The 24,092-nt window shown below is 31.9% G+C and carries 25 protein-coding genes; 9 read left to right on the forward strand and 16 right to left on the reverse strand.

Going from position 1 to position 24,092, the window contains the following annotated elements; all coding sequences use genetic code 11:
- Nucleotides 1-17: 17 nt before the first annotated feature.
- The 4 genes from CLV91_RS10530 to rpsF form a co-directional block, all read right to left on the reverse strand.
- Nucleotides 18-3,149: a TonB-dependent receptor gene (locus CLV91_RS10530; protein WP_121067564.1), complete on the reverse strand. Its 3,132-nt coding sequence runs from the start codon at nt 3,147-3,149 to the stop codon at nt 18-20.
- Nucleotides 3,150-3,237: 88 nt separating this feature from the next.
- Nucleotides 3,238-3,690, reverse strand: a complete 453-nt coding sequence (rplI, locus tag CLV91_RS10535; RefSeq protein ID WP_121067567.1) for a 50S ribosomal protein L9 — start codon at nt 3,688-3,690, stop codon at nt 3,238-3,240.
- 15 nt (nt 3,691-3,705) lie between these two features.
- Entirely contained in the window at nt 3,706-4,002 is a 297-nt protein-coding gene (gene rpsR / locus CLV91_RS10540; RefSeq protein WP_121067570.1) for a 30S ribosomal protein S18, read from the reverse strand.
- A gap of 5 nt (nt 4,003-4,007) precedes the next feature.
- Complete coding sequence (gene rpsF, locus CLV91_RS10545; protein WP_121067573.1) at nt 4,008-4,349, reverse strand: 30S ribosomal protein S6; 342 nt, start codon at nt 4,347-4,349, stop codon at nt 4,008-4,010.
- A 262-nt stretch (nt 4,350-4,611) separates the two neighbouring features.
- On the opposite strand from rpsF, the gene CLV91_RS10550 reads away from it, so the two are divergent.
- Entirely contained in the window at nt 4,612-5,304 is a 693-nt protein-coding gene (locus CLV91_RS10550; RefSeq protein WP_121067576.1) for a LytR/AlgR family response regulator transcription factor, read from the forward strand.
- A gap of 1 nt (nt 5,305) precedes the next feature.
- Here the strand turns inward: CLV91_RS10550 and priA are convergent, their stop codons facing one another.
- From priA to nadC, 4 genes are read right to left on the reverse strand one after another with little or no spacing between them, the layout of a single operon-like run.
- Entirely contained in the window at nt 5,306-7,762 is a 2,457-nt protein-coding gene (gene priA / locus CLV91_RS10555; RefSeq protein WP_121067579.1) for a replication restart helicase PriA, read from the reverse strand.
- A 3-nt stretch (nt 7,763-7,765) separates the two neighbouring features.
- Nucleotides 7,766-8,206 (reverse strand): DUF2147 domain-containing protein, encoded by a 441-nt coding sequence (locus CLV91_RS10560; protein WP_317124773.1) that lies wholly within the window; start codon nt 8,204-8,206, stop codon nt 7,766-7,768.
- A complete protein-coding gene (locus CLV91_RS10565; protein WP_121067585.1) occupies nt 8,193-9,170 on the reverse strand; it encodes a YihY/virulence factor BrkB family protein in 978 nt (325 codons plus the stop codon). Before CLV91_RS10565 ends, CLV91_RS10560 begins: the two co-directional genes overlap by 14 nt.
- Nucleotides 9,171-10,028 carry a carboxylating nicotinate-nucleotide diphosphorylase gene (nadC, locus tag CLV91_RS10570; RefSeq protein ID WP_121067588.1) on the reverse strand — a complete coding sequence of 286 codons (858 nt, stop codon included), beginning with the start codon at nt 10,026-10,028 and terminating at the stop codon, nt 9,171-9,173.
- A 106-nt stretch (nt 10,029-10,134) separates the two neighbouring features.
- On the opposite strand from nadC, the gene rlmH reads away from it, so the two are divergent.
- Complete coding sequence (rlmH, locus tag CLV91_RS10575; RefSeq protein ID WP_121067591.1) at nt 10,135-10,608, forward strand: 23S rRNA (pseudouridine(1915)-N(3))-methyltransferase RlmH; 474 nt, start codon at nt 10,135-10,137, stop codon at nt 10,606-10,608.
- 3 nt (nt 10,609-10,611) lie between these two features.
- Here the strand turns inward: rlmH and CLV91_RS10580 are convergent, their stop codons facing one another.
- The 5 genes from CLV91_RS10580 to CLV91_RS10600 all read right to left on the reverse strand — a co-directional run bounded on the left by CLV91_RS10580 (nt 10,612) and on the right by CLV91_RS10600 (nt 15,513).
- Complete coding sequence (locus tag CLV91_RS10580) at nt 10,612-11,445, reverse strand: type IV pili methyl-accepting chemotaxis transducer N-terminal domain-containing protein (RefSeq protein ID WP_121067594.1); 834 nt, start codon at nt 11,443-11,445, stop codon at nt 10,612-10,614.
- A 164-nt stretch (nt 11,446-11,609) separates the two neighbouring features.
- A complete protein-coding gene (gene serA, locus CLV91_RS10585) occupies nt 11,610-13,493 on the reverse strand; it encodes a phosphoglycerate dehydrogenase (protein ID WP_121067597.1) in 1,884 nt (627 codons plus the stop codon).
- Nucleotides 13,494-13,676: 183 nt separating this feature from the next.
- Nucleotides 13,677-14,381: a DUF3307 domain-containing protein gene (locus tag CLV91_RS10590; protein ID WP_121067600.1), complete on the reverse strand. Its 705-nt coding sequence runs from the start codon at nt 14,379-14,381 to the stop codon at nt 13,677-13,679.
- Nucleotides 14,378-14,989, reverse strand: coding sequence for a SatD family protein (locus tag CLV91_RS10595; protein WP_121067603.1), 612 nt, complete (start codon nt 14,987-14,989; stop codon nt 14,378-14,380). The genes CLV91_RS10590 and CLV91_RS10595 overlap by 4 nt, the downstream gene beginning before the upstream one ends.
- 71 nt (nt 14,990-15,060) lie before the next feature.
- Complete coding sequence (locus CLV91_RS10600; protein ID WP_121067606.1) at nt 15,061-15,513, reverse strand: methyltransferase family protein; 453 nt, start codon at nt 15,511-15,513, stop codon at nt 15,061-15,063.
- 52 nt (nt 15,514-15,565) lie between these two features.
- Between CLV91_RS10600 and CLV91_RS10605 the strand changes: the two genes are divergently transcribed.
- The 4 genes from CLV91_RS10605 to CLV91_RS17090 all read left to right on the forward strand — a co-directional run bounded on the left by CLV91_RS10605 (nt 15,566) and on the right by CLV91_RS17090 (nt 19,526).
- Nucleotides 15,566-16,147: a non-canonical purine NTP diphosphatase gene (locus CLV91_RS10605; protein ID WP_121067609.1), complete on the forward strand. Its 582-nt coding sequence runs from the start codon at nt 15,566-15,568 to the stop codon at nt 16,145-16,147.
- Nucleotides 16,148-16,413: 266 nt separating this feature from the next.
- The gene (locus tag CLV91_RS10610) at nt 16,414-18,213 is read left to right on the forward strand and encodes a DEAD/DEAH box helicase (protein WP_121067612.1); all 1,800 of its coding nucleotides are present in this window, start codon (nt 16,414-16,416) and stop codon (nt 18,211-18,213) included.
- A 76-nt stretch (nt 18,214-18,289) separates the two neighbouring features.
- Nucleotides 18,290-19,075, forward strand: a complete 786-nt coding sequence (locus tag CLV91_RS10615) for a carboxypeptidase-like regulatory domain-containing protein (protein WP_121067615.1) — start codon at nt 18,290-18,292, stop codon at nt 19,073-19,075.
- A gap of 82 nt (nt 19,076-19,157) precedes the next feature.
- On the forward strand, nt 19,158-19,526 hold the full coding sequence (locus CLV91_RS17090; RefSeq protein WP_121067618.1) for a heavy metal-binding domain-containing protein: 369 nt from the start codon (nt 19,158-19,160) through the stop codon (nt 19,524-19,526).
- Nucleotides 19,527-19,546: 20 nt separating this feature from the next.
- On the opposite strand, the gene CLV91_RS10625 is transcribed toward CLV91_RS17090, so the two are convergent.
- Both CLV91_RS10625 and CLV91_RS10630 read right to left on the reverse strand, forming a co-directional pair.
- Complete coding sequence (locus CLV91_RS10625; RefSeq protein WP_121067621.1) at nt 19,547-20,074, reverse strand: SRPBCC family protein; 528 nt, start codon at nt 20,072-20,074, stop codon at nt 19,547-19,549.
- Between the two features lie 42 nt (nt 20,075-20,116).
- On the reverse strand, nt 20,117-20,773 hold the full coding sequence (locus CLV91_RS10630) for a TrmH family RNA methyltransferase (protein ID WP_121067624.1): 657 nt from the start codon (nt 20,771-20,773) through the stop codon (nt 20,117-20,119).
- Between the two features lie 35 nt (nt 20,774-20,808).
- Here CLV91_RS10630 and CLV91_RS10635 point away from each other — a divergent pair, with 35 nt between their 5' ends.
- Complete coding sequence (locus CLV91_RS10635) at nt 20,809-21,504, forward strand: SIR2 family NAD-dependent protein deacylase (protein ID WP_121067626.1); 696 nt, start codon at nt 20,809-20,811, stop codon at nt 21,502-21,504.
- Here the strand turns inward: CLV91_RS10635 and CLV91_RS10640 are convergent.
- Complete coding sequence (locus CLV91_RS10640) at nt 21,470-21,940, reverse strand: heme-binding domain-containing protein (protein ID WP_121067891.1); 471 nt, start codon at nt 21,938-21,940, stop codon at nt 21,470-21,472. The two genes, CLV91_RS10635 and CLV91_RS10640, sit on opposite strands and share 35 nt — an antisense overlap.
- A 37-nt stretch (nt 21,941-21,977) precedes the next feature.
- Here CLV91_RS10640 and CLV91_RS10645 point away from each other — a divergent pair, with 37 nt between their 5' ends.
- Nucleotides 21,978-22,538: an adenylosuccinate lyase gene (locus tag CLV91_RS10645; protein WP_121067629.1), complete on the forward strand. Its 561-nt coding sequence runs from the start codon at nt 21,978-21,980 to the stop codon at nt 22,536-22,538.
- A 118-nt stretch (nt 22,539-22,656) separates the two neighbouring features.
- Entirely contained in the window at nt 22,657-24,000 is a 1,344-nt protein-coding gene (gene purB / locus CLV91_RS10650) for an adenylosuccinate lyase (RefSeq protein WP_121067631.1), read from the forward strand.
- The last annotated feature ends 92 nt before the right edge of the window (nt 24,001-24,092 follow it).

Below are 24,092 nucleotides of genomic sequence, written 5' to 3' on the forward strand. Positions count from 1 at the left end.
AATATAATTATTTGGGTTTAAAAAATGTATCTAACACCAAATTGTCCTTGCCATCTAGATAATAAACTAGCATCGTAACCAAAAGTTTCTGTTAACTCTGGATTAAAAGTATAGGTTGGTACATTTGTATTAGCATCAACAGATACAGATAAAGGATTTAAATTGTTTGGCTGCTGAATAAGTCCCCAATTTGAATTTAATAAGTTTCCAAAATTCAATACATCAAAACTTAATTGAATGGTATGTTTTTTACCAGCTACATTAAAATTGTAATCTTGTAAAATTTTAATATCCCACTTACCTCTCCATGGAGCTAAAGCACCGTAACGTTCAGAATACGAACCTCTATTATCACTTAAGTAATTATCTTGCTGAATGTAAGACTCAAAAGCTTCTGCTTGTCCTGCTCCAGAAAATTGCATTTGTTGTACTTCTGATTCTGTTGGAATATATAATAAATCGTTATTCTGAAAAGAACTATCATTATTTATGTTCCCTGCATAGGTATAATTAAACCTTCCTCCTTGTGCATATTCAAAGAACGTAGAAATGGTAGTTGCCCACTTATCATTTGTTCCATAAACAAATTGCTTAGAACCAACCCCTATAAAACGGTGTGTATCTCCGTACTTAGAAAAAGATAATACATCTGCATTAGCATCTCCTAAATTTGGGTTAAAATCAAAAGCATCTCCTGTAATTTCTGCTTCTACAGAGTTAATATCTTTTGCATTTAAATAGCTATATGCTAAACTAGCATACAAACCATTATCAAAATTCTTTTGTGCTTTTAAAGATACATTCCAGATTCTACCTTTATCAGAATTTGTAAAAACATACGCACTTGTTGGTCCTCCAAATGCATTAGTAGAAACATCACTTGCTTGGTATATTGGTCGGTTATCTCCAGGAGCATTTAAAGTTCCTGAAGGATCTGAATAAGCCCAGTTTTGTACGTGCGCAGCGTTTAAATCTTTAGTATAAGCTACATCTGCCGTAACTACCAAACCGTTTTCAAAAGCTTGATCCACTCCTATATTGGTTCTCCAAACTTGAGGCCATTTAAAATCTGGATCTACAGCTTGGTAAAAGAAAAAATCTACTCCTTGTACTTGGTTACCCATCCATACAAAAGGTAATTTTCCAGTAAATACTCCTGTACCACCACGTAATTGTGTTGTATTATCTCCTTTTACATCCCAATTAAAACCAACTCTTGGCGAAATTAACCAATCATTACTTGGTAATTGCTCAGAATCTATAGTTGTTGGCTCTCCTGTGTTTGGATTAAAATACACATTGTCTGGTTGGTATGTTCCTTTCCTATCTATATTCTCTGTAATCTTATCTTTAGTATCAAAGTATAATGGTTTATCAAAACGCACACCATAGGTTAATTTAAAATCATCTGTTGCACTCCATTCATCTTGTACATAAAAAGATAATTGACCTACATTAGTTTCTGCTAAAGACCATTTTCCCGGCTCTCCGTCTTCAAAATTATTATTGTCATTAAATGTTGCTTGTGCTCCTGCTAATGCCCCTGCATAGTTATTTGCGTCAAAATCTGCTATATCAACACTTCCAAATAAATCAAAACCATAAGCAGTCAAGTTAAAAGAATTGTCAAATTGGAATTTTTCAAAAGCAAAACCAATAGTATACGTATGGTTTCCTTTAAAAATATTCATATTATTAGTTAACTGAAATACTTTCTGATCCAATCTATTATGTATTGAAAAAGGTTCATGTCCGGCAATAATATAATTAACACCATCTTTTGTTATGTTAATAGATGGAGCTGGAGCTGATAAAGGGTTTCTAAAATCGTCAAAATGGGTATAACCAACTTGCAATTTATTTGTTACTTGATCAGATAAAGTAGAATTTAACTCTAACTGTATAGAGTTTAGCTTATTATTTATTTGATATCCAGTGTTTTGAAACTGCAAAGTTGTAAAGCTAGGTTCTCTAGCTGTTATTGCCGTTGGGTGTGCTGGTTGCTCCTTAGAAGCATTTAGAAAATTATAAATTAATGCCAGCCTATTTTTATCATTAATATTCCAATCTAGTTTAAAAATACCTTTTGTGGATTCTGAAGCGTATGTATATCCTTCATATGCCCCAGTATTATAACCAATTCCTGCTAAACCTGACTGTACTGCTAATAAATCGCTTTCTAATACTCTAGATTCGTTAATAGCACCTGAGCCAGTATTTGGAATCCAACCATTTGAACCTAAATCATCTCTTTCATCTTTTTCAAAATTTGCAAAAAAGAATAATTTATCTTTTACAATTGGCCCACCAATACTAAAACCGTACTGACTTTGATTAAGATCCGGTTTAGTAACATCTTCTCCTTTAATTTTACCTCCTGTTAGGCTTTCACTTCTAGAAAAACCATATACCGTACCATGAAACTCGTTAGTACCACTCTTAGTTACTGCATTTACAGATGCTCCTGTAAATCCTGATTGTGTAACATCATAAGGCGCAGTAGATACTTGTATTTGCTCAATTGCATCTAAAGAAATTGGTTGTGCACCAGATTGTCCTCCTGGTGTTGGAGAATCTAATCCAAAAGGATTGTTAAAAATTGCACCATCTAAAGAAAAGTTATTATACTGATCATTACGACCTCCAAAAGAATTTCCACTAGCGGTAGGTTCTAAACGTGTAAAATCTTGTGCAGAACGAGTAATAGTTGGCAGTCTTGTTAGCTCTCTACGACCAACATTAGTTTCTGCTCCTGTACGATCACTTCCAAATGTTCCACTACGATCTGAAACAACTACAACTTCGTCTAAAGCTTCTGCAGAACTAGAAAGTGTAACATCTACATTAAAAGTTTTTCCTAAACTTAAATAAATATCACCATGTTTATAATCTTGGAAACCTACATAAGACACAGTTAGTTCATAAGGGCCACCTACTCTAAGGTTTAGTAAGTTATAACGCCCATCCTCATTACTAATAGAACCATACTTAGTTCCTGTAGGTGTATGGACAGCTACAACATTAGCACCAAATAAAGGTACTCCTTCGTTATCTAATACACTACCTCTAATATTTGAAGTAGTAACTTGCGCAATTACAGAAGTAAAAGTAAATACCAGCAATAAAGCTGAAAGCATCAGTTTTTTCATAAAGTATATTTTTTGAGTCACGCAAATTTAACCCAAAAAAAAGAGCTATGCACGCATAGCTCTTAAAATTATTAACGTTTTGTTAACTTTATTTGTTCTCAGCAACAACTTCGAAAGGAAATTCTACAATTACTTCTCTATGTAATCTAATCTGAGCATTATATGGTCCTGTTCTTTTTACAGAACCTCCATTAATACTAATGTATTTTTTCTCTATTGTTTGGCCTTCTTTTTCTAAAGCTGCAGCTAAATCTATAGTAGTAACAGATCCAAATAATTTGTCTCCTGCACCAGTTTTAGCAGCAATTTTTAATTCTAGTCCTTTAAGAGTTTCTGCAGTTTTATTTGCTGCTTCCACAATTTTCTTTTCTTTATGTGCTCTTTGCTTTAAATTTTCTGCTAAAACTTTTTTAGCTGAAGTTGTAGCTAGAGCAGCTAAACCTTGAGGGATAAGAAAATTTCTTCCATATCCGTTCTTTACGTTAACTACGTCGTCTTTAAAACCTAAGTTTTGTACGTCTTCCTTTAATATTAGTTCCATGGTTCTTTTTCTTTATTATTTTAATAAATCACCAACGTAAGGCATTAATGCTATATGACGTGCTCTTTTAACAGCCTGCGCCACTTTTCTTTGATACTTTAAAGAAGTACCTGTAAGTCTTCTTGGAAGTAATTTACCTTGCTCGTTTACTAATTTCATTAAGAAATCTGCATCTTTATAATCTATATATTTGATACCTGATTTCTTAAAACGACAATACTTTTTACGTGTATTGGTTTCAATATTAAGCGGAGTTAAATATCTAATTTCTCCATCTTTTTTTCCTTTTGCCTGTTGTTCTATAGATGCCATAGTCCTTACGCTTTAGTAGTTTTGTTTCTTGTTCTTCTTTTTTCTGCCCATGCAATTGCATGTTTGTCTAACTTAACCGTTAAGAAACGCATAACACGCTCGTCACGTCTAAATTCTTGCTCGTAAGGAGTAACTATATCTCCTTCTCCTGAAAATTCAAACAAGTGATAAAAACCACTCTTTTTGTGTTGAATAGGGTAAGCTAATTTCTTTAGCCCCCAATTTTCTTTGGCTACCATTTTGGCACCATTCTTAATTAAGAAATCTTCAAATTTCTTAACTGTTTCCTCTATCTGCGTATCAGATAGAACGGGATTCAAAATGAAAACAGTTTCGTAATGATTCATAATACTTTATTTTTTAAGGTCTGCAAAAATAGGAATATTATTTTATATATCACACAAAATGATATTATTTACGTTTTATTACACGAAAAGAGAAATTTCATCGTTATAACTAGGAATCAATTTAATATAAATTAACCAAATCTTTAATATATGATCATTACCAATTACACAATAAACAATGCATTGTTTACATCTTTTGTTGCAATTCATCTTGTTTTTTCTGTTATTTGTCGATGATTTAACCCCACAAATCAGCCGTTTTATGAAATTAAGAAGTATTATTGTAGACGACTCCTCTATGCAGAGGATGGCAGTTGCCAAGTTGGTAAACAACCATCCCAATCTTGCATTAGTGGCCGAATACAGCAACGCAATTGAGGCTAAGAATGGAATTAAAAACAATGAGATAGATTTAATCTTTCTTGATGTTGAGATGCCAATCATTACTGGGTTCGACCTACTCGAGTCCCTAGATAACAGTCCTCAGGTAATATTAATTACCGGAAAACCAGATTATGCTTTAAAAGCATTTGACTATGACGTAACAGATTATTTACACAAGCCAATTACTATGGCTCGTTTTGATGCTTCTGTTAAAAGAGCCGTAGCAAAGTTTGAACAAGCTAACAAAGTTCATGAAGATGAAGAGCATATTTTTGTTAAAAGTAATCTTAAAAAGAGAAAAGTTATACTTAATGATATTAAGTGGATTGAAGCTCTTGGTGACTACATAAAATTAGTTACTGATGAAGCAAATATCGTAATCTTATCAACAATGAAATCTTTTGAAAAGCAATTGCCAGAAGAAAAATTTCTTAGAATACACAAATCCTACATTGTGAATCTAGAAAAAGTTGAAAAGTTCAACAGTAAAAATGTTGAAGTTAGCGGTAGATCTATACCATTAAGTAGAAACAAGAAAACAGAACTAGCAGAAGCGCTTAGTAACGTTTAACTTATATGTGGTCTACATTGTAGATTACTCTTACACTTCTAAAGTGTGCAATAGCATTAAAAGATTTTTCAATTCTTTTAATGCTATTTTTTGTTTTACCCAAATGTGCTTCTTTATGAATCTTTACAGTTATATGTTTTATGTACTGATTACGGATTCTTGCCACAGGCGGATATTCTGGCCCTAACACATTCTCTCCAAATACATTTCGCAAACCTTTACCAAACCATTCTGCAGCTTCATTTAACTTATTATAATCCTTATGTTTAAATGTTATTTTTAAAATTCTATTTAAAGGCGGATATTTAAATTGCCTACGCTCATATAATTGTTCTTTATACATTCCTTCATAATCATGCACAGAAACTTGTTTTAATATTTGATGGTATGGATTATACGTCTGTATTAAAACCTCTCCTCTTTTTTTTGTTCTCCCCGCTCTACCTGCAACTTGGGTTAGTAATTGAAACGTTCTTTCATGTGCTCTATAATCTGGAAAATTTAGTAACGAATCTGCATTCATAATCCCAACTAGACTTACATTTCTAAAATCTAGTCCCTTAGTAAGCATTTGCGTACCTACTAAAATATCTATCTCTTGTTGCTCAAAAGCAGTAATTATTTTCTCATATCCATATTTTCCTCTCGTGGTATCCAAATCCATTCTACCAACCTTAGTTTCTGGAAAAAGTTCTTGCAATTCTTTTTCTACTTGCTCTGTTCCAAAACCTTTAGTATCTAACTTAGCACTACCGCAAGCTTGGCAACTCTCTTGCAGCGGAATATAATAACTACAATAATGACAACGTAATTGTTTTCTATGTTGGTGATAGGTTAAACTAACATCGCAATTAGGACACTGCGGACTATGACCACAAGTAGAACATTCCATTATAGGTGCATACCCTCTTCTATTTTGAAAAAGAATAACTTGCTCTCCTAGATCTAAAGTCTCGGTAATCTTCTCTAATAAACGTTCTGAAAAATGGCCTTTCATTTTTCGTTTTCGGCTTTCTTCTTTTATATCTACCAATTCAATTTCTGGCATTAATACATTTCCAAAACGCTTATTTATCTCTGCATACCCATATTTACCTTGTATAGCATTATAATAACTCTCTATACTTGGTGTTGCAGAACCCAAAAGAATATTTGCTTTATGTAACTTCCCTAATACTATTGCTGCATCTCTTGCATGGTATCTTGGTGCTGGGTCAAATTGTTTAAAAGAACTTTCATGTTCTTCATCAATAATAACTAAACCTAAATTACTAAATGGTAAAAACAAAGAAGACCTTGCCCCTATTACTACTTGCGCCTTAGATTTTTGAGCTAATACATTATTCCACACTTCTACCCTTTCATGAATGCTATATTTAGAATGATACACAGATACTTGCTCTCCAAAGTAATTTTGCAACCTACCTATTAGCTGTGTTGTAAGTGCTATTTCTGGAAGCAGATATAATGCCTGCCTACCTTCTTCTATGCACTCCTTAATAAGTTTTACATAAACTTCTGTCTTACCAGAGGAAGTAACTCCTTTTAACAAAGTAACTTTCTCTTGAATAAAAGACGCCTTTATACTTTCTAATGCTGTGCTTTGAAATTCATTTAATTCTTTTAAAGTAGATTTTTCTGTATCTGAACTAAAGGAAACCCTATCGGTCTGTATTTTATAATCTTTTAGTATTCCTTTTTTAATTAACGATTTTATTATAGTATTAGAGCTACCACTACGCTCTACTAAATCAGAAACTTTTATGGGTTTCTTTGAAGATGCTTGTAATTGAAATAAAGATAATACTACCTGGCTTTGTTTTGGCGCTCTTGTTAAAGATTGCAATAATTTCTCCAATGCTTCTTCTGTGGTATACGCTTGCCCTAAAGCCACATAAGAAACTAGTTTTGGTTTGTATTGCGCATATATTTCTTCTTTTAAAAGAATAACCTCTTTTGTTAGCAATCTATTTATTATCGGTAGTATATTTTTACGCTCCACAATTGCAGCTACCTCATGTACTTTTAATATAGGCTGATGTTCTAATGCTTCAAATACTAAAAATTCATCATCCTTTAAATCTGCATCTTTAATATCTGTATTTTCATTTTTTAAAATAAGGGTTTCGCTTTCTAATAAAAAAGCACTCGGAACGGCACTTCTAAAAACTTCCCCAATAGTACACATGTAATACTCTGCCAACCACTCCCAATGTTTAATCTGAAAAGTATTGACCAAAGGCTCATCCTCTAAAATTTGATGTATTTCTTTAGCCTCATAAACTGTAGGCGCTGTAGTATGCACATTATGCACTAAAGCTGTGTATATTTTAGATTTTCCAAATGGTACTGCTACACGCATACCCGCTTGTAATATCTGAGCTTCTTCTGCTGAGACACTATAAGTAAATAGCCTTTCTAAAGGTATTGGTAATATTACATCAATAAAATAACTCATTTATTATTCTTCTACACGTACCCAAGTTTGGGTTCTATATATAAAAGCTAAATAACCCCTTACTTTTAATTCATTTTCATTATCAGGGTTTAACCATATTTTACAGCGAAAAGTCATTGCTTGTTCTGGATCAAAAAGTGTTTTCCCCTTCCATTCTCCATCTTCATTTTCTTCGGCAGCATCAATAATAGTCATTCCTAAAACTGGCTTATCTTTTAAATCTCCTTCACATTTACCACAGAGCATATTTTCCTTTCCTGACTCTAAAACTTTTATTAAACGGCCATACATAAGGCCATCTTTTTTGTAAATATCTATAACACCTTTTGGTAAACCTGTTCTATCATCTATGGTTTTCCATTTTCCAAAAACACTCTGAGACTGACCTAAATTAACTGCTAATAGAAATAATACAATTATTACCTCTTTATTAAACTTCATCATTCTTATAAGATATTTTTCTCAGGGAATTTAAAGAAGCGTTTAGCTCAAACCCAAGTAGCAATATATTAGAATTTAACCAGATATACACCATTAAAATTAACAATCCTCCTAAGGCACCATATAACTCATTATATCTTGCAAATTTTTCTACATAAACACCAAATAAATAAGATGTTACCATAAAGAGCAATGTAGTCATTAAAGCTCCTAAGGAAAAAAATCTTGCTTTTTTACCTTCTGCAGTTCCAAAATAATATAAAATAGCTGTGGTAAAGTAAGATAGAATAATAAAGAATAACACTTTCCCTATTTGTGCACCAACTATATCATTATCTGTTAAGTCATATCCCCGTGTCTTCGCAGCCCACTCACTTAAATAATCTATTATATAAAACTCAAAATATACATAAGCAACAGCACCTATTATAAGTAGTAAAGACAAAAGCAAACCTACTAATAGCGCATACGCATACTGTCTAAAAAAGTTACGTGTTAAACTTATATGGTATGAATTTTCAAAACCTCCAAAAATAGCATTTACGCCATTAGCCATTAAAAATATAGATATTAAAAATGCTGAAGAACGAATACCTCCTTGTTTCTGGTCTTTTATTTGCTGGTAAATATCTCCAAAATAATCACTAGTGGCAGATGGTAAAAAAGATTCTAAAAACATTAAAAATTGCGCATCAAAATTTTCGTTACCTACACTTGCATAAGGTATAATCCAAGGCACAAGGGTTAATAAGAAAATTAACAAAGGGAATAAAGCCATAAACAAGCTAAAAGCAATAGAACTAGCTCTTGTAGACAAGGCTCCTTGCCCCACGCCTACTACATACATTTCTATTAAATCATAACCAGAAAGTCCTCTAAACCCAGGTAATTTTATTTTTTTTAATAGAGAAACCACTGTATTTACAACAGGTATTTTATTAAGTTTTTCCTCTATTTCTTTGGACATTTATACTGCTTTAAGACTTAAATCCATATTATAAACAGAATGTGTTAGTGCTCCCGAAGAAATATAATTTACGCCACATTCTGCATACTGTCTTATTGTTTCCTCATTTATACCTCCAGAGGATTCTGTTAAACAAGTATCTCCTATTAATTTTACTGCAGTTCGCGTATCTTCATAGTTAAAATTATCTATAAGAATACGATAAACTCCTTCTGTTTTTAATATTTCTCTAATCTCATTTAAATCTCTTGCTTCTACAATGATTTTTAAATCTTTATTATTCTCCTTTAAATATTGCTTCGTTTTTTCAATTGCCTGCGTAAGGCCTCCACAAAAATCTATATGATTATCTTTTAGCATAATCATATCATACAAAGCAAATCTATGGTTTTCACCACCACCTATTTTTACAGCCCACTTTTCTAAAGCTCTTATTCCTGGGGTAGTTTTTCTTGTGTCTAAAATCTTAGTACCCGTACCTTCTAATAACTTTACAAAGAAGTTTGTCTTTGTTGCAATTGCACTCATTCGTTGCATTGCATTTAAAACCAATCTTTCTGCTTTTAATATACTTTGTGAGCTACCTTCTACATAAAAAACAATATCTCCATACTTTACCGTAGCCCCATCTTTAATTAATGTTTCAATCTTTAAACTGGAGTCTACATAATTAAAAACTAGTTTTGCAAATTCTACCCCGGCAATTATACCATCATCTTTTACTAATAATTTTGCTTTGCCTGTTGCCGTTTCCGGAATACATGCTAAGGAACTATGATCCCCGTCTCCAACATCTTCTCTTATAGCATTTTTTATTATTCCTTCTACCTCTATATTAAATTGTGCCTCTGAAATCATTTATTTTATATTGCTTTATGCTAAAATACTAAAAACATACTCTATTTAATCCCCGCTTTGCGTTTAATTCTTGGATGTTTTTATAGAAATAATTTAACTTTGAAGCATGACTATAAAATTAATAGCTATTGGAAAAACAGATAGCAAGCAACTACAAGAATTAATACATATTTATACCAACCGCTTGCAACATTACATAAAGTTTACTTTAGATATTATCCCCGATATAAAAAATGTAAAGAATTTATCCGAAAAGCAACAAAAAGAAAAAGAAGGAGAACTTATTTTAAAAACTATAACCTCTACAGATGTATTGATTTTATTAGATGAAAACGGGAAACAATTTACATCAATAGATTTTTCTGTTTTTTTACAAAAAAAAATGAACGCAGGTAACAAGCAATTGGTTTTCGTAATAGGAGGCCCTTACGGATTTAGTGAAAGTGTTTACCAAAAAGCACAAGGGAAAATTAGTTTATCTAAAATGACATTCTCACACCAAATGGTTCGGTTATTTATGGTTGAACAATTATATAGAGGCTATACCATTCTTAAAAACGAACCGTATCATCATAGGTAATAATTATGCTTTTTTTAAAGCCTTTACCATAAACTCTGATACTTGCTCTACCCCATCTAATTCTTCGACAACAAATTTTATAATCTCTTTTTGCCGTTCTGGGTTTTTCTCTACTTTTAAAACATATTGATGGTCTTTAATATTTTTAACATGGTTAGAAAATGCATGAGATTGATGCCAAGCAATTTCTTCTAACTTTTTATTCTGTTTTACTATTCTATTAATTATAGGGTTTACAATAAATATAATTTCTACCAAAACAATTAAAACAGATAGTATTGCTAAATATTTTTCTAAAACCATCATATTCCTTACATCTTTCTCTGATTCTTTCTGAAATTGCCAAACAATTTTATCCATTAAAAGAACAAACTGTTTTTCGTTATATTGTAAATCACTAACAGACACATTCTCTATATCTTGCACATTATCTAAAGCTCCCAGAATCCCTTTTAAATAAGGGCGAAGCATAGCAAAATTCATCCTAATTTCTTCATTTTTTAAAGGAAATATCCCAATTTTATCATTTCCTTCTTGTAAATCTGTATCTACCCTTCTCAAAGAAGCAAGTGCAGATTTTAATTCCCCATACTCACATTTTTCCCCATACCTACAATTGTAAAATTCTTTTACTACTTTTTGAGAAAGCATACGTTGCCTACCTGCAATGTTTATTACCACAGCATCGGAACTTTGTTTTGCCAATGAATATTGCACAATAGATTGTGTACCTATAGTAAGTAATATAATAGTAAGCACTAAAAGGTAATATGCATTAAAACCTTTCCTAAAGTTCTTTTTAAAAAAACTTTTTACTATTTCTGGGATTATCTTCATTATGATATATAAGATTTTTCCCACAATTTATGGAGATAAAAAAATGCATCCAACTAAATGTTGTATAAATACATTTTTTCATGGTGTACAAACAGTTTGCAAATAAAAAAATCTAAGCTATTTAAAATAACTTAGATTTTCTTATTATTTGAATTTACACTTTACTAGTATAGAACTCTAAATTTAATTGTATTGTCTACTTCTTTTAAAGCCTTTAAAACTTCTTTATCATATTCCTTATCTAAATCTGAAATCACATAGCCAACTTCATTGTCTGTAGAAAGGTATTGTGAAGAAATATTCATCTCATACTTAGCTAAAACTTCATTTATTTTTGCCATTATACCTGGTACATTCTTATGTATATGCAAAAATCTATGCGCCTTATTTTGCTTTGGAAGTCTTATATTAGGAAAGTTAACCGCATCTACCGTATTTCCAGAGTTTATGTAATCCATAATTTTATTAGGTACAAAATCTGCAATATCTCTTTGTGCTTCTTCCGTACTACCTCCAACGTGTGGTGTTAAAATTACATTTGGAAGTCCTTGTAAACCCGTTATAAAATCTCCATTACTTCTTGGTTCTTCTGGATAAACATCTACTGCCGCCCCTCCTATTTGTCCACTTTTAAGAGCAACAACTAATGCTTCTATATCTACTACAAAACCTCTAGAAAGGTTTACTAGCATAGCTCCTTTCTTCATTTGGTTTATTTCTCTTTCTCCTATGAAGTTTTTATTTGCTTTATTATCATCTATATGCAATGTAACTACATCAGAAACAGATAGCAAGTCTTCTAATGTATTACATTTTACTGCATTACCTAAAGCCAATTTATCATCAACATCATAATAATACACACGCATACCTATAGCTTCTGCTAAGACAGATAATTGTTTTCCTATATTACCATAACCAACAATACCAAGGTTTTTACCTCTAACTTCTCTAGAGTTTGCTGCCGTCTTATTCCATTGTCCTGAGTGTATTTCTGAGCTACGTTGAAAAACAGAACGCATAAGCATTATTATTTGCCCTATTGCTAACTCTACCACAGAACGCGTATTACTATAAGGTGCGTTAAAAACAACTACTCCTTTGCTCTTACACTCTTCTAAATCTATTTGTGTGGTTCCTATACAAAAAGCTCCAACTACTAATAGTTTATCTGCTGCTGCTAAAACTTTTTTGGTTACCTGTGTTTTAGAACGTATCCCTAAAACATGTACGCCTTTTATTTTTTCTATTAGCTCTTCTTCCGGAAGACTGTGTTTTATTAATTCTACAGAGAAACCTTCATCAGTAAGTAATTGGTAAGCATCTTGATGAATGTTTTCTAATAATACTATTTTAATTCTGTTCTTTGGGTATGATATATTTCTTGGCAAATCGTTCACAAATAAAAATTCATCTAGGTTAGGTGTAATATAATCAGCATTACTCGCTGCTTTTTCTCTATGCACATTTTCTGTATAAGCAAAAAACTTATCTGCTATACCAGCTTCGCGCATTACATAGTCGCTGTAGCCATCTCCAATAACTTGCACTTCTCCGTCCAAGTTCATTTGTTTTAGGCAGTCAATTTTTCCATTGTGTTGTGATAACACATTGTCATTATCAAAACCAATTATTTCTCCTTTTTCATTAAACTCAAAAGTATTAGCATATACTCTATCCTTAGGAATATTGTATTCTTCTACAATAGGAACTATAAATTCTTTAAAACCACAGGATATTACATAAATATCATCCGAGAATTTTTCGAAAAATTCTTTATTAGATTCTATGGATTTAGATATTTTTTGCCTTAACTCTGTTACCAAAGGCCCTAAATCATCTTTATGCGCATTTAAAAGCTTAATTCTACGCTCTAAAGACTCGGTGAAAGATATATCACCGTCTATCCCTAAATTAGTTATTTTTTGTATTTCCTCAATAATTTCTTCGCGATTAGAGCGCCCCTCTAATGTCATTTCTGCTAGAACGTCTAATGCTTCTACTCTTGTTAAGGTGCTATCAAAATCGAAAACGTATTTCCTTCCCACAGTAATTGATTTTTTTTAAAAAAATTAAGCTGTAAAAATAAAACTTATTTCTATCTGATAATAGCCGAAAAGGCAAATAAAACAAAATGATTACAATTTGATGTTATTTACACATGAAAACAGACAAATAGTAATAAAAATAAAATCTCCATAGAAGTTTAAAATTCAATCTAAAAAAATATTTTACAAACTAATACTAGTATAGGCTATACCTGCTAAAATTGCAAGGCCAAAACTCACTAATGTTCCTATTAGAATATACTCTGTTAGCTTTCTGTTATTACTCTCTTTTAAATCGTTAAAACGAAAAACAGATTTTGCTGCAATTAACAATCCTATTGCCTCCCACCTGCCTAGAACTATAAATATTAAAACAAATAGGCGTTCTAAAATTCCTATATATTTACCCGCATTTGGGAGTGATTTATGGTCTGTTGGTATTTGATTAGACATTGCTTCTAAAAGTTTTCCCATTAGTATTGCCGCAGGAAAACTAACAAATACTACTGCAGTTACTAAAGCCCAATCTAAATTTTCAAAAACAGTTATTGTATTCTCATATAAATTCTCATAAAATGCGCAGCAATACAACACTAAAATATGTAATAACTGGTCTATAAAAAATGGAATACTTTTATTTTTAAAAAACGGTGTGGTATAAAGTTTTGCTACATCTATAACTAAATGAGAAACCATAATTATTAGGGCTATTTTCCACATAGAAAAATCCCATAAAACTATCATGGTAATTAAAAAATGTAAAAAAATATGCAAGTATAAGTACTTAGATCCTGCCTTATTTGCTTCTTTATGTATTACCCATTTTGTAGGCTGTAGCATAAAATCACCTATTAAATGTGCTAAAAACAGTTTTATAAAAAATATCATTCCTTTATTTCTTTACGTAATTCTTGATAAAAATCTAACATATCTAAAACCAAATCTAATCTTGCTCTTTTATATCGTTGACTTACTGCAGACTGTTTTATTCCTAGTTGCTTAGCAATTTCTTTTTGTGATACATTCGGATTATTAAGTACTATTGTTACAATCTCTGCAGAGACAACACTCCAATCGTCCATAAAATCTAAAGCCAACTTAAACATCAAATTTAATACCTTATCATGTTGTTTGTCTCCAGTGGCTATCTTTAAATTTAATTTAGACGCTTTTAAGGTATTAAATATTCTTCCAGAACGCTTATATGCTTCCCCATTAGATTCACTTACACTACTCCCAACATAGGTTTCGGAACCTATGCCTATAGCCACTCTTACATCTAAATTCTTTACTTTTTTTATTTGCGCCTTTAAATGTATTGCTGACTCTAATGCTATATTTACAGGAAGTTTAATCTGAAATTCATCTCCTCTATATACCTCCCAATCTAACGGAGAAGCTCCTAAAGTTTCTAGATAGTTTTTTAAAATAGGCATCCAATCTAAAGAATTATAATTCTCCGAATTAACAATATCACCTGTAATAACTGCAATCATAATATATAAGTTAAAACGCTAATATATAAAAATATAAGCAAATAAACTAATATTTATAAATATAAGCTTTTTCAGAACCACCTTCTAACTTTTGCACAATAAGCTTTATACGCTTTTCCAAAATGATTAGATAAAATTTCTTCTTCCGGAATAATTTGAAATTTATTCATAAAATGAACAAAACCAGCAATTAGCAGTGAGTTAAAAGCATTACCAAGCCACAAACAAAAACTAATTAATACCAAAAGCATAGCTAAATACATAGGATTTCTAGAAAATTTATATAAACCACCTGTTACTAAACTAGAAACTTTATTAGGGTTCATTGGATCTACCGTAGTTTTTTGTGTGTAAAATTGCGCAACAGCAAAAAAACCAATGAGCAAAGCAACACTTAGTAAAACGTACATTAAATAAATACGCCCAAAAAAATTAAAATTCCCAAAAGGCAACACTTTTACACAAAGGAACATTAACAAAGCAAATATGCCTAAAACAACTACAGGAGGTAATTTTAATTTCATCTTATAAAATTACTATTTTTGATTTGTAAAATAGAACACAATCCACTTATAAATGAAACTTGTATTTGCTACAAACAACCTTAACAAATTAAAAGAAGTTCAATTACTAGTTCCAAAGACTATTACCCTACTATCGTTAAAGGATATAAACTGCACAGAAGACATTGAAGAAACAGCAAATACCCTAGAAGGTAATGCCAAAATTAAAGCGGATTATATTACAAAAAAATATAATCTACCTTGTTTTGCTGATGATACAGGTTTATTAGTTACAGCTTTAGACGGAGCGCCAGGTGTATATTCTGCAAGATATGCTGGAGAACAAAAATCCCCTGAGGATAACATGTACCTATTATTACAAAAACTTAGTAATAAAACAGATAGAACTGCACACTTTAAGACCGTAATTGCATTAAATTTAAACAATACACAGACTTTATTTAGTGGTATTGCAGAAGGAGAAATCACAAAAGAAAAACATGGAAAAAAAGGTTTTGGTTACGATCCTATTTTTAAACCAAACGGGTATAATAAAACTTTTGCAGAACTACCATTAGACACTAAAAATAAAATAAGCCACAGAGGAAAAGCTATAGACCAATTAATAAAGTATTTACACGCAAAGCCTTTCTAACTGTAGAAAAAAGTTTGCATTAATTTAATTACAAGAAATATTTTACACCTAAACAAACTTTTTAAACAGCTACAATAGGTTGTTAACAGGCGTTTTACAACACCTTAACTAAATATAAAAACACATTTTCCTATTCTAATTAAATAGAGTACCTTTGCGGCTTTATTAAACGCCGCTGGTATAGCATGTGTTGCGCTGAGTCTAAATGGGTTACAAGTTAATCGCTCTATGCAACATTCATATTTGCGATTAACATTTTAAACATTATGACAAAATTTACAGATTTAGGACTAGATCAGTCCTTAATAGACGCTGTTACAGATTTAGGTTTTGAGAAACCTTCCGAAGTACAAGAAAAAGCAATTCCAATTTTATTAGAAAGCGAAACCGATTTGGTTGCACTTGCACAAACAGGTACAGGTAAAACTGCAGCTTTTGGTTTTCCACTTATTCAAAAAATTGATAGTGATAGTAGAACCACACAAGGGTTAATCCTATCTCCTACTAGAGAACTTTGTTTGCAAATAACAAACGAATTAAAACTATATTCTAAATACGAAAAAAATGTAAACGTTGTTGCCATTTATGGTGGCGCAAGTATTACAGACCAAGCAAGACAAATTAAAAGAGGTGCACAGATTATTGTAGCAACTCCTGGTCGTATGAAAGATATGATAAGCCGTGGCTTAGTAAATATCACCAAAATAGATTACTGTGTCTTAGATGAAGCAGATGAAATGCTTAACATGGGGTTCTTTGAAGATATTAAAGATATTCTTTCGGATACACCAGACGAAAAATCTACATGGTTATTTTCTGCTACCATGCCAAGAGAAGTATCTACAATTGCTAAGAAATTTATGCATTCTCCAAAAGAGATTACGGTTGGTGCTAAAAATTCTGGGGCATCTACAGTACAACATGAGTATTACCAAGTAAGTGGTAGAGACCGCTACCCTGCTTTAAAAAGGCTAGCTGATACTAACCCTGGTATTTTCTCTGTAGTATTCTGTAGAACCAAGAGAGACACGCAACGCGTTGCAGAAATGCTAATTGAAGATGGCTACAACGCTGGAGCATTACATGGAGATTTGAGTCAAAACCAAAGAGATTTGGTGATGAACTCTTTCCGTAAAAAGCAAATACAAATGCTTGTTGCTACAGATGTTGCTGCTCGTGGTATTGATGTAGATGATATTACACATGTAATTAACTTTCAATTACCAGACGAGATAGAAACCTATACACACCGTAGTGGTCGTACTGGTAGAGCTGGTAAATCTGGGATTTCTATGGTTTTAGTAACCAGAAGCGAAACTCGTAAGATAAGAGCAATTGAAAATAAAATAAATCAAAAATTCTTACTTAAAACGGTTCCAACAGGAAAAGATATTTGCGAAATACAACTACAACACTTAGCAAATAAGATAAAAGACACAGAAATTAATGAAGAAATAGAAAGCCATTTACCTGCTATTAATGAAATTTTAGCAGATGTAGATCGCGAAGAACTTATTAAAAAAATTGTTTCTGCAGAATTTACACGATTCTTTAACTACTACAACAAAGCCAAAGATTTAAATTCTGGTGGAGACAGAAGAGACCGAAATGATAGAAGAGAAAGAGGCGGAGAAGCTCCTACAAGTGGCTCAGTGCGTTACTTTATTAATGTTGGCGAAAAAGATGGTTACGATTGGATGTCTCTAAAAGATTTTATTCGTGATACAGTACAATTAGGAAAAGAAGATGTTTTTAAAGTAGATTGTAAAGAAAGTTTTTCTTTCTTTAATACCGATGCTGCTGTTACTGAACAAATACTATCTACGTTTACTGAATTTAAAGTAGATGGACGTTTTGTAAACGTTGAAGTTTCTAAAAACCCTGGTGGTGGCGGAAGAAGAGGCGGCGGAAGAAGAAACGGAGGCGGCGGAGGTCGTGGAAGAGATAGAGACCGTGGAAGAGATGGTGGAAGAGGCCGAAGAAGAGATGAAAATTCTTCTCAAGGCGGCGGTGGAACTTTCTCTGGCAAACGAAGAAGCAAAAAAAGAAATACAGACTTCTTTTAGTTAAACCTATATTAAAAAATACGCTTCGGCGTATTTTTTTGTTTTGTTTGCATTTTTATTGATGTATATTAGAATTATGGGAAAAAAATTACTCGTTATACTTTGCTTTATAAGCAGTGTTGTTTTTAGTCAAGAAAATTCAGAAACCAACGAAGAAACAGAAATAAGCGCAATAGTTATTAATGCGCAAACAGACGCTCCTATGGAAAGCGTGCATATTGTAAACCTTAATCAAGTAAAAGGAACTATTACTAATGAGAAAGGGGAATTTACATTAACTGCTGCAGTAAACGATACTTTATACTTTTCCTTTCTAGGATTTAAATCGCAAAAAATTAGAATTACTAATGATATGTTTAAGTTTAAGGATACCAAAATATCTTTAACGGAACTTGCGTATGCCTTAGAAGAAGTAATAGTAAGACCCTACCAACTTACAGGTTACCTAGAGATTGATGTTAAAAATCTTCCTATTAATAATGCATATCAATATAGCATATCCGGTCTTTCAGTTGGTTATGAGGCAGGAAACAAAAACCCAAGTGCTGTAACCAAGGTGCTAGGCGCTATTCTAAATCCTGCAGATTTACTCCGTAATTTATTTGGTAAAAAACCTAACCAAATGCGAAAACTGAGAAAAATTAAAGAAGATGACCAAATAAGAAATCTCCTTGCTTCAAAATTTGATAGAGAAACTTTAATAGAACTTCTACAAATAGAAAAAATGGACATAGAGGACATTTTAAACAATTGTAACTACTCTAAATCCTTTATCACAACAGCTAATGATTTACAAATCTTAGACGCCATTAGTGGCTGTTATGAAGATTTTAAAGTTCTTAACAGAGGTAAAAAGAGATAAAAACTTTTTACGCACTAGAAGGTTTTTGTATTCAAAATAAAACCTTAAATTGCATTGTATTCAACCATTATTCCTCACTAGTATGGCCAGACTTTTTTCACTTATACTACTTTGTACATTAGTTTTTTCCTGTAAAGAAAAAGCCAAACAGGATACTGCTACTGTATTGTACCAATGCCCTATGGATTGTGAAAATGGCAAAATATATACAGAAGAAAATAACTGCCCTGTGTGTAAAATGGACCTAAAAACACTAAGCCATTCTGAGGATTGTAAATGTGCTTCTCATGAAGGAGAATGTAAATGCAAAGACGGAAAATGCACTTGCAGTACGTGCCCAGAACATAGTAAAAGTTCTAAAAAAGAAACAACTTGCATTTGTAAAGACAAAAAAGAATGTAAATGTGAAAAAGGAAAATGCACCTGCAACAAATGCCCTGAGCATTCCTAAACAGAAAAAATTTAAAAATATTACGCTTCTAATTGTTCTTTTAAAGCTGCCAGACCTTCTTCAAAATCTTTTCCAACAGCTTTATCCATATTCATAAAAAGCATCATTATACTCACAAGAAATTTATTATAACCAGAAAAGCCCCATGTAACTTCCGTTGTTTCTTTATCCACTTCCTTTACATCAAAATAACAATCAGATGTAGATTTCCATGGCTTTAAAAAACGAAGCTCCCCTTCTATTCTTTCTCCTTCTATTATTTTAGTTATTTCTTGTTCTCCCTCCCCTACTTCTTTATTACCGTTCCAATAGCTAATTGCCCCAACTTCACCATCTGTTCCTGTAAATTTTTTCTCCATATTGGGGTCTTTTTTTGCCCAAGGAGACCATTCTTGTTGTTTTTTCAAGTATTTAAGGTGTTCAAAAACTTGGGTCTTTGGCTTATTTATTTTTATAGTTCTAAAAACATTATAAGTTTTTGGAGCTACTATCCCTAAAATCAACAATAGTAGTATAATTCCGCCAAGTATGTAAATAACAGCTGTCATATTTGTATAAGTTTGGTTGTTTCTCTTAAATATAATAAAAACTTAGCTTTTTTTAGAATACCTATCAAGTATTGCATCAATACTTTTTATAGACTTTTTTGTCCAATCTAATTGCTTTTCTTGTTTCTCTTCCTCTGTTAACTCCCATTTTATATTACTAGTTTTAAGTTTATTAGTTAAACTTTGTAATATTATTGCTGCAGAGACAGATATATTTAAACTTTCTGTAAAGCCAACCATAGGCACTTTTAAATACCCATCTGCATTTTCAATAACCTCTGGACTTAAACCGTCTCTTTCTGTTCCAAAAAAAAGAGCCACCTTATCATCAATTTCAAAATCATCTAAATAACAAGAATCATTATGCGGTGTTGTTGCTATTATCTTATACCCTTCTTTACGCAAACTTTCTATGCACTTCATGGTGTCTTTATATTCATAAACATCTACCCAATTCTGGGCTCCCATAGAAATTTCCTCATCTAAGCATTTAGCATTTCTTCTTTCTATAACATGAGCATCTTGTATTCCAAAGACCTCACAACTGCGAATTACTGCACTCATATTATGTCTTTGAAAAACGTCTTCAATTGCTACAGTTATATATTTTGTTCGCTCTTCTAGTATTTCCTTAAAACGCTCTATACGTTCTGGAGTTATCATTTCTTCCAAATAAGCTAAAAGCTTTTCATCAATCATATGCTCAATATAATAAAAAGTATACTTTTATATTCATGAAAAAGAATATAGTTGTCCTTACAGGTGCCGGAATAAGTGCCGAAAGCGGAATAAAAACTTTTAGAGATGCTGATGGTTTATGGGAAGGGCACGATATTATGGAGGTTGCCACTCCACAAGGTTTCAATAATAATCCTTCCTTAGTATTAGATTTTTATAATCAAAGAAGAAAACAGTTATTGACTGTAAAACCTAATGCCTCTCATTATGCATTAGCACATTTGCAAGATTATTTTAATGTACATATTATAACTCAAAATGTAGATGACCTACATGAACGTTCTGGAAGTAAACAAGTTACTCATTTACATGGGGAATTATTAAAAGTAAGAAGTTCTATAGATGAAAATATAATATTACCTTGGAAAAAAGATATTAATTTAGGGGATCTCTGCAGCAAAGGCTCACAGTTAAGGCCACATATTGTATGGTTTGGAGAAGATGTTCCTATGATGGATGAAGCTATGCAGATAACAGAAAAAGCCGATGTTTTAATAATAGTCGGCACTTCCATGCAAGTATATCCTGCAGCTGGGTTAATAGATTATGCGCCTGTAAACACACCCATATATTTTATAGACCCTAAACCAAGTATTACGGAAAATAATTATTCTAATTTAAATATTTTGACAGAATCTGCTACAAAAGGGGTTCCTTCTATTGTAAAGTTTCTAATTGATACAATGCTCTAGAACGTTGTACCCATTCTTTTACCAAACCCTTTTGCTTCTCAGTGAGTTTAGCTTGTTTATGTGTCCAAGTATATTCTTTTAAAGGCATTTCACTAGTATCTAATGTTTCGATAACCTCTTCTAACTTATGGTCTTTTTTCTTATTAGAGTAGCTTTGCCATTCCGAAAAATTTAAATGCTTTTTTCCATCTTTAATATGGTCAGACATCCAAAAAGAAACAGGAGCAACATTATTATACCAAGGATAATTAGTATTATCGCTATGGCAATCATAACAGGTTTGCTCTAGAATAACTTTTACTGTTTCAGAAGGGTTAGTTTCTGAAATAAATTGTTTTGTATGATTACCATTAGATATGTTTTGCGCTGGTCTAAAAAATTGGATAGCAACAAAAACAACAAGTAGGATAATTGCAGTTTTTTTTAGTATTTTCATTTGGGGAAACAAATTTCCATAAAAATACATTTTTTTCATGAATAAAGAAGCTCTTTTTAATGCATTAGATTATGTTAATCATTCTAGAGAGAAACGCCAAGAGATGGCTACTCTAATTCTCACAACCCCACATTTAATAGAACCTTTACTTTCTATTGCATTTACTGTTGACAATCCAATTTCTTCTAGAGCCTGCTGGGTTTTAGAGTTTACCGCTAAAGAAAATTTAGATTTTATACTACCGTATTTAAACGACTTCACCAAATCCTTACATAAATTACACTTACAGCCCTCTTTAAGACCTATGGCAAAAATTTGCGAGTATTTAACAAAGAGTTATTTTCAAAAAAAAGATGCAAAATGCATTAAAAGTCTGTCTGATAAGCATTTAGAAATTATAGCAAGTAATTGTTTTGATTGGCTAATAGGAGAACACAAAGTAGCTGCCCAAGCATATTCCATGACATCTTTACTCCTTCTTGGCCGTAAATTTGACTGGATTTACCCAGAACTACGTATGGTTTTAGAACAAAATTATGCCAAAGGTAGTGCCGCTTATAAAGCAAGAGCCAGAATGACGTTAGAAAAAATTAAATAAGTTTTCTCTATAACATATACCTAAAATAGAACATCAGATTAAACTTTTATAGACTTTTAAACTCCTTAAGTTATAAGTATATTTGCGCCTTGTTAATTACTAATCAATTCTTAAGCAAATGTCACTTACGCAACTAAATGCAATTTCTCCTATAGACGGAAGATATAGTAGTAAAACCAATTCATTATCTCCATTCTTTTCTGAAGAAGCATTGATAAAATATAGAGTACGAGTAGAAATTGAATACTTCATTGCTTTATGTGAAATTCCTTTACCACAATTATCAGATTTTGACACATCTAAATTTGGAGCTCTTAGAGAAATTTACACCAATTTTAACGCGCAGGATGCACAAGAAATAAAAGATATTGAAAAGGTAACCAACCATGATGTAAAAGCGGTTGAATATTTTATCAAAAAAGCTTTTGACTCTTTAGGATTAAGTGCTCATAAAGAATTTATCCATTTTGGATTAACATCTCAAGATATAAATAATACTGCCATTCCGCTTTCTATAAAAGAAGCTATGAATGAGGTTTATGTTCCTCAATATTTAGAAGTAGTTGCTAAGCTTGAAGCATTGGTTAAAGAATGGGATGCTATACCATTGCTAGCAAGAACACATGGGCAACCTGCTTCCCCTACTCGATTAGGCAAAGAAATTAATGTTTTTGTTACCCGTTTAAAAGAACAATTTAATTTATTAAATGATATACCAAGTGCTTCTAAATTTGGAGGAGCAACGGGTAATTACAATGCTCACTTAGTTGCTTACCCAAGTATAGATTGGAAAGCATTTGGAGAGAAGTTTGTACAAGAAAAATTAGGATTACACCATTCTTTCCCTACTACACAAATTGAGCACTATGACCATATGGCTGCTTTGTTTGATGGATTAAAGAGAATAAATACTATTATCCTAGATTTAGATAGAGATTTCTGGACCTATGTATCTATGGATTATTTTAAACAAAAAATTAAAAAAGGGGAAGTTGGTTCTTCTGCAATGCCACATAAAGTAAACCCTATAGATTTTGAAAATTCAGAAGGAAACTTAGGAATAGCAAATGCTATTTTTGAACATCTATCTGCCAAACTACCGGTTTCTAGACTACAAAGAGATTTAACAGATAGTACTGTTCTTAGAAATGTTGGTGTACCATTTGCTCATACTCTTATTGCTTTTCAGTCTACCTTAAAAGGTTTAAATAAACTTCTTTTAAACAAAGAAAAGTTTGAACAAGACTTAGAGAATAATTGGGCTGTAGTTGCAGAAGCTATACAAACCATTTTAAGACGTGAAGCGTATCCTAATCCTTATGAAGCATTAAAAGGTTTAACACGTACTAATGAAAAAATAACTAAAGATTCTATGGCTAACTTCATAGACTCCCTAGAAGTATCAGATACTATTAAAACGGAACTAAAAGCTATAACACCTAGTAATTATACTGGTATTTAATATGAAAGCTGGGCATTATTTAGTAATAATTGCTTTAGTATTTTATCTTATAGGACGTACTGTAAAAATTTTACATTGGGTATTCCTAAATT

This window comes from Maribacter vaceletii (assembly GCF_003634105.1).
Taxonomy (GTDB): Bacteria; Bacteroidota; Bacteroidia; order Flavobacteriales; family Flavobacteriaceae; genus Maribacter_B; species Maribacter_B vaceletii.